A 7998-nucleotide genomic window follows, 5' to 3' on the forward strand; every position below is an offset into this window, starting at 1 on the left:
ATGGCGCCAGCGTCGGCGAGCGATGTCGGGCAGACGGCGGCGGACGCGGTGTTCATGGGCGACAATCTCGCCCCGATCGCCACCACGATCCTGGTCGCGCGGCGGACGATGCGGATCGTGCGGCAGAATTTCGCGATCGCGATCAGTTACAACATGGTCGCCATACCGCTCGCGCTGCTCGGGCTGGTAACGCCGCTCGTCGCCGCGCTGGCGATGTCGGGGTCGTCGGTCATCGTGGTCGGCAATGCGCTCCGCCTGCGGCGGGTGCCGCGATGAACGGGCTGGCGCTGCTGATCCCGCTCGCGCTGCTGCTCGGCCTGGCGGGCCTGGTCGCCTTCTTCTGGGCGCTCGGCAGCGGCCAGTTCGACGATATGGAAGGCGCGGCGCTCCGCATCCTGGCAGACGAGCCGCCGGCGCCTCCGGAAAACCCCTTAGGGTGATTATCCGAATATCCGGCTGCGGGCGGGAATCATAGAAAAGCTCCAGCAATCAAGGCTTCGGCCGGTCGGGAGCATCACCAATGCAACACGAGAGAATTGTCGATTCCGTGGACGTCGCAGCCGTCTGGCCGATCAGCGCGCAGATCGCGCCCGTTCCGATCCCGGATGCCAAATCCGAGGGAACGCGTCCCGCAGCCGCCCCGGCGCCTGCCACACTGGCCCAAATGCTGATCGTGCCGATCACGCTGGTGACGTTCGGCGTAATCGGGATGGGCATCGCAGCCGCGGTCATCTTTTGACCCGATGACGGTGCACGCGCCGCTGATCCAGGTCGAGCCCACGCCCAATCCGGATGCGCTCAGGCTGCTGCCCGGCGTATCGCTGCTGAGCGGGGCGCCGGTGGAGATCGTCCCCGGCGACGCCGCCGCGAAAGCCCCTCTCGCGGCGGCATTGCTGGCGATCGACGGGGTCGAGCGGATCATGATCGGTCCGGATTTCGTGACAGCGGTGCGCCGTTCCGCAGCGTTCCCGTGGTCCGGGCTCAAGCCGCAATTGCTGGCCGAACTGGCCGATTTCCTGTTCTCGGGTGAGCCCGCGCTTCCCGATGCGCTGCTGCCCGAACCGCCGCCGCCCGCCGAGGGAGGTCTGGTCGCCGAGCAGATCGTCGAGGTGATCGAACGCTATGTCCGGCCGATGCTGGCGCGCGACGGCGGCGAGGCGACGCTGCTGCGCTTCGATGCGGAAAGCGGCGTCGCCCATGTGCGGATGGGCGGCGCTTGCGGCGGCTGCCCTTCGGGCAAGACGACGCTGAAGCAAGGCATCGAGCAGGCGATCAAACGCTATGTGCCCGAAGTGACGCGCGTCGAGGCTGCAATCGAAGAGCCAGAGCCCGGCGCTGATCCCAGGGCGCGCGTCCGCGGCTGGATTGCCGCGCGCTGGCCGCGGTTCAATCCGGCAGCCGGGCGATCGTCACCATCCTGACCAACTCCGACAGGCTGCGGGCGTGCATCTTCGCCATTACGTTCGCGCGATAAACCTCGACGGTCCGCGCACTGATGTCGAGGTCGAAGGCAATCACCTTGTTGGCATGGCCCTCGACCAGCCCGTCGAGCACCTCGCGCTCGCGCGGCGACAGGCTCGCCAGCCGCTCATTGACCAGCGCCCGTTCTTCGTTCGCCTGGGCGCGGTCGCTGTGCCGCGCCAGCGCCGCGCGGATGGCGCCGAGGATCGCATCGTCGCTGAACGGCTTCTCGATGAAGTCGGCGACGCCTTCCTTCATCGCCTGGATCGCCATCGGAACGTCGGCATGGCCGGTGATGACGATGACGGGATCGCGCACCTCCAGTGCCTTCAGCCGGCCGAGCAGCTCCATTCCGGTCATTTCCGGCATCCGCACATCGGTGACGATGCAGCCATGCTCCATGTCTGGTACCGCCTTCAGGAACGCGACCGCCGAGGCGTAGGAACGCACTTTCAGGCCGGCGCAGTCGATCAGGAATTCCAGCGACTGGCGCGCGGAATCATCGTCGTCGATCACATGCACCACCGGCTCATTCGCCATCGTAGAGTTCCTCCTTCCCGACGCTCGGCAGAGTGAAGCGGAACACCGCGCCCCCGCCCTTGTTCGCCTCGACCCAGATGCGGCCGCCATGCGCTTCGATGATCGTGCGCGAAATCGAAAGCCCCACGCCCATGCCGGTCCGCTTCGTCGTCACGAACGGCTGGAACAGCTGATCGGCCACTTTGCCGCTGATTCCGGGTCCGGTATCGGCGACGCTCACCAGCGCCATCTCGTCTTCCGCAGGGGCGATGGTTACAGTCAGGTCGCGGCGCGGGCTGTCGATCATCGCGTCGACCGCGTTGCGCATCAGGTTCAAGGCGACCTGCTGGACCTGAACTTTGTCGGCCAGCACCAGGTCCACATCCGGATGGAAGTCGAAACGTACCCGGATGCCATGTTCCTTGGCACCGACGAGCGCCAGCGCGCTGGCTTCCTCGATCAGCTTCGGCAGACTCTCGATGCTGCGTTCCGTCTCTCCGCGCGCGACGAAATCGCGCAGCCGGCGGATGATCTGACCGGCCCGGAGCGCCTCGTCGGCGGCCTTGCCGACCGCGTCGCTGACGCGCTCGTGCGGGATTTCGCCGCGGTCGAGCAGCATCTTGCTGCCCTTCAGATAATTGGCGATCGCGGACAGCGGCTGGTTCAGCTCATGCGCCAGCGCTGACGCCATCTCGCCCAGCGCGGTCAGGCGGGAGACGTGGACCAGCTCCGTCTGCAGCTCCTGCATCCGCGTCTCGGTCTGCTGCCGTTCGGTCAGGTCGCGCACAAAGCCGGTGAAAAAGCGGCCATCGGCGCCGCGCATTTCGCCGACCGCCAGCTCCATCGGGAAAGTCGACTCATCCTTGCGCTCGCCGACCACGACGCGGCCGATGCCGATAATCCGCCGCTCGCCGGTGCGGTAATAACGCTGCAGATAGCCGTCATGCGCCTCGCGATAGGGCGAGGGCATCAGCATCTTGACGTTTTTGCCCGCCACTTCCGCGGCGGTCCAGCCGAACAGCCGCTCGGCCGCGTGGCTGAAATCGCGGATCAGGCCGGCTTCGTCGATCACCACCATCGCGTCGGGCACGGTCTCCAGGATCGACCGGAGGTGCGCCTCGCGCTGCGCGATGCCGGCATTGACCTCTTCGGTATAGCGGCGCGCCTCGTGATAGCCCTCGCCGCCGACGGTGACGGCGGTTCCGACCAGCAGGAACACGGCGGCGCCGACCCAGTTGCCGGTGGCGATCTGCCCCGACAGCCAATCCGCATACAGGCCGGCCGCTCCGCCGAGCACGGTCGCGAACAGGCCCGGCCAAAGGCCCGACAACGCCGCCGCGATCACGACCGCGGGCACGAAGAAGATGTAGGTCGTGCTCTGGCCGAGCAGCCCCTCGAGACCGAGGCGGGCTCCGAATCCCGCGGCCACGGCGGCCGCAGCGATCGCGCAGCCCAGCCACGGGTCGATCCGGATCAGCAGCTTCGCAAGCAGGTCGCGTCGTACCAGGCGCCAGTCCATGCCGTCTCATAGGCAGGCGCCGCGAAAAGCGCGACCTCCGTCGAACTACTTAGGGTGAAGACCCGAATTTCGGCTTTCGCATCCAGCCCCTAGATGGCGGATCACTGGTTTGAGGAGTTGACGAGATGACTGCACAGCTGATCGACCTTGGCGTCCATTATGCCCCTCGCGGCATGTCGGATCGCGTCGCGTTCGGCTTCACCAAGGCGCTGCGCTGGTGCGCCGACACCTTCTTCGCCAAGCGCTACGGCCACCGCGCCGTCGTGCTGGAGACGGTGGCGGCCGTGCCCGGAATGGTGGGAGCTACGATCAACCACCTGCACAGCCTGCGCCGGATGAAGGACGATCGCGGCTGGATCCGCACGCTGATGGACGAAGCGGAAAACGAGCGGATGCACCTGATGACCTTCATCGAGGTCGCGCAGCCGACCTGGTTCGAGCGCGCCGTGATCATCGGCGTGCAGTGGGTGTTCTATCTGTTCTTCTTCGCCCTTTACCTGATCAGCCCTAAGACCGCGCACCGCGTCGTGGGCTATTTCGAGGAAGAGGCGGTGATCAGCTACACCCACTACCTTGCCGAGATCGACGAGGGCCGTTCCGAGAACGTGGCGGCGCCGGCGATCGCCAAGCGCTACTGGAATCTCCCGGAGGACGCGACGCTGCGCGACGTGGTGCTGGTGGTCCGTGCGGACGAAGCCCACCACCGCGACGTCAACCATGGCTTCGCGAACGAACTGGGCGGGCTGCCGCAAGGCAAGATCGCGCCCTGCCCGCCCCATGCCGAGCTTCAGCCGATGTGGAAAAAGGCGGCCTGATATCGACCGGGACGGCGGGATCATTCCCGCCGTCCCATATTCATGACCGGACGAGCGATGACCAACCCGCAACGAATCCTGCTGGTCGACGACGACCCCGCGGTCAGGTCGTCGCTCGCCTTCGCGCTCGAACTCGAAGACTTTCAGGTCGAGACGTTCGAGACCGGCGAGCTGCTGGCGGAACGAGGTCTGCTGCCGGACGATGCCTGCCTGGTGCTCGACTATAAGCTGCCCGGACTCGACGGCCTTTCGCTGCTCCGCCAGCTGCGCGCGAACGGGGCGCGGCTCCCGGCCGTGCTGATTACCAGTAATCCGCCCGAACGCCTGCGCCGCGCGACCGTCGCCGCCGGTGCCGCCCTTATCGAAAAGCCGTTGCTGTGCGACGCGCTCAGCCGCAGCATCCGGTCCCTGATCGATACGGCCCACGGCTGAGACAAAGCCCCGGAAAACCGCTGTCTTCCGGGGCTTTATGGCGTGGTGGGCGCGGTAGGGATTGAACCTACGACCCCACCCGTGTGAAGGGTGTGCTCTACCACTGAGCTACGCGCCCACGCGACGGAGCGCCGCCCTTAGGCGAGCGGCGTGCGCCTGTCCAGACCTCCCCTAGCGGTTGCAGGCGTCCTTCAGATTCTTGCCCGCCTTGAACTTGGGCTGGACGCTTTCCGGAATCGACATCGGCTCCTTGGTGCGCGGATTGCGGCCGGTCGAGGCCTTGCGGCGGGTGACGGTGAACGTGCCGAAGCCGACCAGGCGCACTTCATCGCCGCGCTTCAGCGCCGACGAAATCGTGTCGAACACGGCCTCCACGGCCTTGCCCGCGTCGCCGCGGCTCAGCCCTGCCGTATCGGCAACCGTGCCGATCAGTTCCTGCTTGTTCATCGGACCCTGTCCCCTCCCTGTTGTTTTGCGCGGATTTCCTTAGGGAATCGGCGCGCTGAGCAAGGGGCCAGTAAGGCGGCTTGCCGCCCCCCCGTCAACCGGGAAGGCGGCAACGCAGTGACCTAATATGGATCAGTGGCGGACGGCGGCCTCACCTTCGCCGAGCACGGGCGGCCGGCCCACGGGGGGTTGCGCCGCCAGTTCATCGGCCTCGGTCCATTCGATCGCGGTCAGCGGCTGGGTCAACGCACCGGCCAGCACTTCGTCGACATGGCGCACCGGCACGATCTCCAGCCCTTCCTTGATGTTGGCCGGAATCTCGACGAGGTCCTTCTCGTTCTCCTGCGGGATATAGACGGTGGTGATGCCGCCGCGCAGCGCCGCCAGCAGCTTTTCCTTCAACCCGCCGATCGGCAACACGCGGCCGCGCAGCGTCACTTCGCCGGTCATCGCCACATCCTTGCGCACCGGCACGCCGGTCAGCGTCGACACGATCGACGTGACCATGCCGATCCCGGCGGATGGCCCGTCCTTCGGCACCGCGCCTTCGGGCAGGTGGATATGGATGTCCTTGCGGCCGAACAGGCTGGGCTTGATGCCATAGCTGGGCGAGCGCGCGCGCACGAAGCTGAAAGCGGCCTGCACCGATTCCTGCATCACTTCGCCGAGCTTGCCGGTGGTCTTCACCTGGCCCTTGCCGGGGACGGTGACGCTCTCGATCGTCAGCAATTCGCCGCCGACTTCGGTCCAGGCGAGGCCGGTTACGGCGCCGATCGTGTGCTCTTCCTCGCCGATGCCGTGGCGGAATTTCCTGACGCCGGCATAGTCTGACAGGTTGTCGGGCGTGATCTCGATCCGCTCGGCCTTGCCCTCGAGGATTCGGCGCAGAACCTTGCGCGCGAGCTTCGCGATCTCGCGCTCCAGCGTGCGGACGCCGGCTTCGCGCGTGTAGTAGCGGATCAGGTCGCGCAGGCCGGCTTCGGTCAGCACGAATTCGTCGGCCTTCAGCCCGTGCGCCTCGATCTGCTTGTCGACCAAATGGCGTTTGGCGATCTCGACCTTCTCGTCTTCCGTGTACCCTTCGAGCCGGATGATCTCCATGCGGTCGAGCAACGGCTGCGGCAGGTTCAGCGAGTTCGCCGTCGTCACGAACATCACGTCCGACAGGTCGACATCGATCTCCAGATAATGGTCCTGGAATTTGTTGTTCTGCTCAGGGTCGAGCACTTCCAGCAGCGCCGATGCCGGATCGCCGCGGAAATCCTGGCCCAGCTTGTCGATCTCGTCGAGCAGGAACAGCGGGTTCGACGTGCCGGCCTTGCGCAGGTTGGTCACGATCTTGCCCGGCAGCGAGCCGATATAGGTGCGGCGGTGGCCGCGAATTTCTGCTTCATCGCGCACACCGCCAAGGGATTGGCGAACGAATTCGCGGCCCGTGGCGCGCGCGATCGACTTGCCGAGCGAGGTCTTGCCGACGCCCGGCGGGCCGACCAGGCACAGGATCGGGCCCTTGAGCTTGTTGGTACGCGCCTGGACCGCGAGATACTCGACGATCCGGTCCTTGACCTTCTCGAGCCCGTAATGGTCCTCGTCGAGCACTCGCTCCGCCTCGGGAATGTCGCGCTTCAGCTTCGACTTCTTGCCCCAGGGCAGGCCCAGCAGCACATCGAGATAATTGCGCACGACGGTCGCTTCGGCCGACATCGGCGCCATCGTCTTCAGCTTCTTCAGCTCCGCGGTCGCCTTGGTACGCGCTTCCTTGCTGAGCTTCAGCTTGGCGATCTTCGCGGTCAGCTCGGCGATCTCGTCGCCGTCCTCCTCCGCCTCGTTGCCCAGCTCGCGCTGGATCGCCTTCAGCTGCTCGTTCAGATAATATTCGCGCTGCGTCTTCTCCATCTGGCGCTTGACGCGGCTGCGGATCTTCTTCTCGACCTGCAGCACGCCGAGCTCGCCCTCCATGAAGGCGAAAACCATCTCCAGCCTGCGCGCCGGATTGAGCTCGCCGAGCAGGGCCTGCTTGTCGGCGACCTTGATCGAGAGGTTCGATGCGACGGCATCGGCGAGCACCGAGGAATCATCGATCTCCGAAAGCTGGATGCCCGTCTCGGGCGGAAGGCGCTTGTTCAGCTTCGCGTAGTTCTCGAACTGGTCGATCACCGAGCGCATCAGCGCCTGCACCTCGGGACCGTCCGCCGGCTCTTCCTCGACCTCCTCGATCTCGGCGGCGACATAGCCGTCGCGCGGCTCAAGATTCACCAGCCGGGCACGCTTGGCGCCCTCGACCAGCACGCGCACCGTACCGTCCGGAAGCTTCAGCAGCTGCATTGCCGTAGCAACGACACCGAGATCGTAGAGGTCGTCGCGGCCTGGATCGTCCTCGCCCGGATCGAGCTGGGCAACCAGGAACAGCTCCTTGTTCGCGGCCATCGCGGCTTCGAGCGCAGCCACGGATTTTTCGCGGCCGACGAAGAGAGGAACAATCCGCTGCGGGAACACAACGATATCGCGGAGCGGGAGAAGCGGAAGGTGACGAGTCATGGGGCCTATATGGGCGGCGCACCCACGCAGCGCAATGAACGGAACCTCGGCCGCATGAAGACGCTGTGGATTAGAGGAGACGAAAGATGGCCGAAGAGCGCGAGAAGATCAGCGAAGGCCAGAACGATCGCCCGCTCGACGAGACGATCGCCGGCACCGGTCCCGGAATCCCGGACGACTGCCTGGCGCCCGGAGAGACAGAGCTTCCGCAACCGCCGACGGACGAAGAGGTCGAAAAAGCTCGGGAAAAGCTCGGCGCGCCGGAGG

At 66.0% G+C, this 7998-nt stretch carries 10 protein-coding genes, 1 tRNA gene and 1 pseudogene; 7 read left to right on the plus strand and 5 right to left on the minus strand.

All coding sequences use genetic code 11. From position 1 onward, the window contains the following. The 4 genes and pseudogenes from VFT73_RS13880 to VFT73_RS13895 form a co-directional block, all read left to right on the plus strand. Window positions 1-276: pseudogene (locus VFT73_RS13880) on the plus strand (nitrogen fixation protein FixI); the annotation flags it as partial. After that, on the plus strand, window positions 273-440 hold the full coding sequence (gene ccoS, locus VFT73_RS13885; protein ID WP_326412440.1) for a cbb3-type cytochrome oxidase assembly protein CcoS: 168 nt from the start codon (window positions 273-275) through the stop codon (window positions 438-440). The pseudogene VFT73_RS13880 and the gene ccoS, both read left to right, overlap by 4 nt. 80 nt (window positions 441-520) lie before the next feature. Beyond that, window positions 521-739 carry a hypothetical protein gene (locus tag VFT73_RS13890; RefSeq protein WP_326412442.1) on the plus strand — a complete coding sequence of 73 codons (219 nt, stop codon included), beginning with the start codon at window positions 521-523 and terminating at the stop codon, window positions 737-739. Between the two features lie 4 nt (window positions 740-743). Further along, entirely contained in the window at window positions 744-1421 is a 678-nt protein-coding gene (locus VFT73_RS13895) for a NifU family protein (RefSeq protein WP_326412444.1), read from the plus strand. On the opposite strand, the gene fixJ is transcribed toward VFT73_RS13895, so the two are convergent. Together fixJ and VFT73_RS13905 are read right to left on the minus strand one after the other, a co-directional pair. Then, complete coding sequence (gene fixJ, locus VFT73_RS13900; protein WP_326412446.1) at window positions 1387-2001, minus strand: response regulator FixJ; 615 nt, start codon at window positions 1999-2001, stop codon at window positions 1387-1389. The genes VFT73_RS13895 and fixJ overlap by 35 nt on opposite strands. Continuing rightward, window positions 1991-3499 (minus strand): PAS domain S-box protein, encoded by a 1509-nt coding sequence (locus tag VFT73_RS13905; RefSeq protein WP_326412448.1) that lies wholly within the window; start codon window positions 3497-3499, stop codon window positions 1991-1993. The genes fixJ and VFT73_RS13905 overlap by 11 nt, the downstream gene beginning before the upstream one ends. A gap of 125 nt (window positions 3500-3624) precedes the next feature. Here VFT73_RS13905 and VFT73_RS13910 point away from each other — a divergent pair, with 125 nt between their 5' ends. Next, a complete protein-coding gene (locus VFT73_RS13910) occupies window positions 3625-4314 on the plus strand; it encodes an alternative oxidase (RefSeq protein ID WP_326412450.1) in 690 nt (229 codons plus the stop codon). A 57-nt stretch (window positions 4315-4371) separates the two neighbouring features. Further along, window positions 4372-4746, plus strand: coding sequence for a response regulator (locus VFT73_RS13915; protein WP_326412452.1), 375 nt, complete (start codon window positions 4372-4374; stop codon window positions 4744-4746). Window positions 4747-4789: 43 nt separating this feature from the next. Here the strand turns inward: VFT73_RS13915 and VFT73_RS13920 are convergent. From VFT73_RS13920 to lon, 3 genes are all read right to left on the minus strand, one after another. Beyond that, window positions 4790-4864, minus strand: a tRNA-Val gene (locus VFT73_RS13920). 53 nt (window positions 4865-4917) lie between these two features. Continuing rightward, a complete protein-coding gene (locus VFT73_RS13925) occupies window positions 4918-5193 on the minus strand; it encodes an HU family DNA-binding protein (RefSeq protein WP_326412454.1) in 276 nt (91 codons plus the stop codon). 132 nt (window positions 5194-5325) lie between these two features. Beyond that, on the minus strand, window positions 5326-7731 hold the full coding sequence (gene lon, locus VFT73_RS13930; RefSeq protein WP_326412456.1) for an endopeptidase La: 2406 nt from the start codon (window positions 7729-7731) through the stop codon (window positions 5326-5328). 86 nt (window positions 7732-7817) lie between these two features. On the opposite strand from lon, the gene VFT73_RS13935 reads away from it, so the two are divergent. Further along, window positions 7818-7998, plus strand: a 181-nt coding sequence (locus VFT73_RS13935; RefSeq protein WP_326412458.1) for a hypothetical protein, incomplete at its 3' end; no start/stop codon positions are given.

This window comes from Sphingomonas sp. (assembly GCF_035758555.1).
Taxonomy (GTDB): domain Bacteria; phylum Pseudomonadota; class Alphaproteobacteria; order Sphingomonadales; family Sphingomonadaceae; genus Sphingomonas_B.

Excerpts from the sequence above, each read along its gene's own strand:
- ccoS (WP_326412440.1), top strand. The coding sequence starts at position 273 with ATGAACGGGCTGGCGCTGCTGATCCCGCTCGCGCTGCTGCTCGGCCTG.
- lon (WP_326412456.1), bottom strand. The coding sequence starts at position 7,731 with ATGACTCGTCACCTTCCGCTTCTCCCGCTCCGCGATATCGTTGTGTTC.
- VFT73_RS13910 (WP_326412450.1), top strand. The coding sequence starts at position 3,625 with ATGACTGCACAGCTGATCGACCTTGGCGTCCATTATGCCCCTCGCGGC.
- VFT73_RS13890 (WP_326412442.1), top strand. The coding sequence starts at position 521 with ATGCAACACGAGAGAATTGTCGATTCCGTGGACGTCGCAGCCGTCTGG.
- fixJ (WP_326412446.1), bottom strand. The coding sequence starts at position 2,001 with ATGGCGAATGAGCCGGTGGTGCATGTGATCGACGACGATGATTCCGCG.
- VFT73_RS13925 (WP_326412454.1), bottom strand. The coding sequence starts at position 5,193 with ATGAACAAGCAGGAACTGATCGGCACGGTTGCCGATACGGCAGGGCTG.
- VFT73_RS13905 (WP_326412448.1), bottom strand. The coding sequence starts at position 3,499 with ATGGACTGGCGCCTGGTACGACGCGACCTGCTTGCGAAGCTGCTGATC.
- VFT73_RS13895 (WP_326412444.1), top strand. The coding sequence starts at position 744 with ATGACGGTGCACGCGCCGCTGATCCAGGTCGAGCCCACGCCCAATCCG.
- VFT73_RS13915 (WP_326412452.1), top strand. The coding sequence starts at position 4,372 with ATGACCAACCCGCAACGAATCCTGCTGGTCGACGACGACCCCGCGGTC.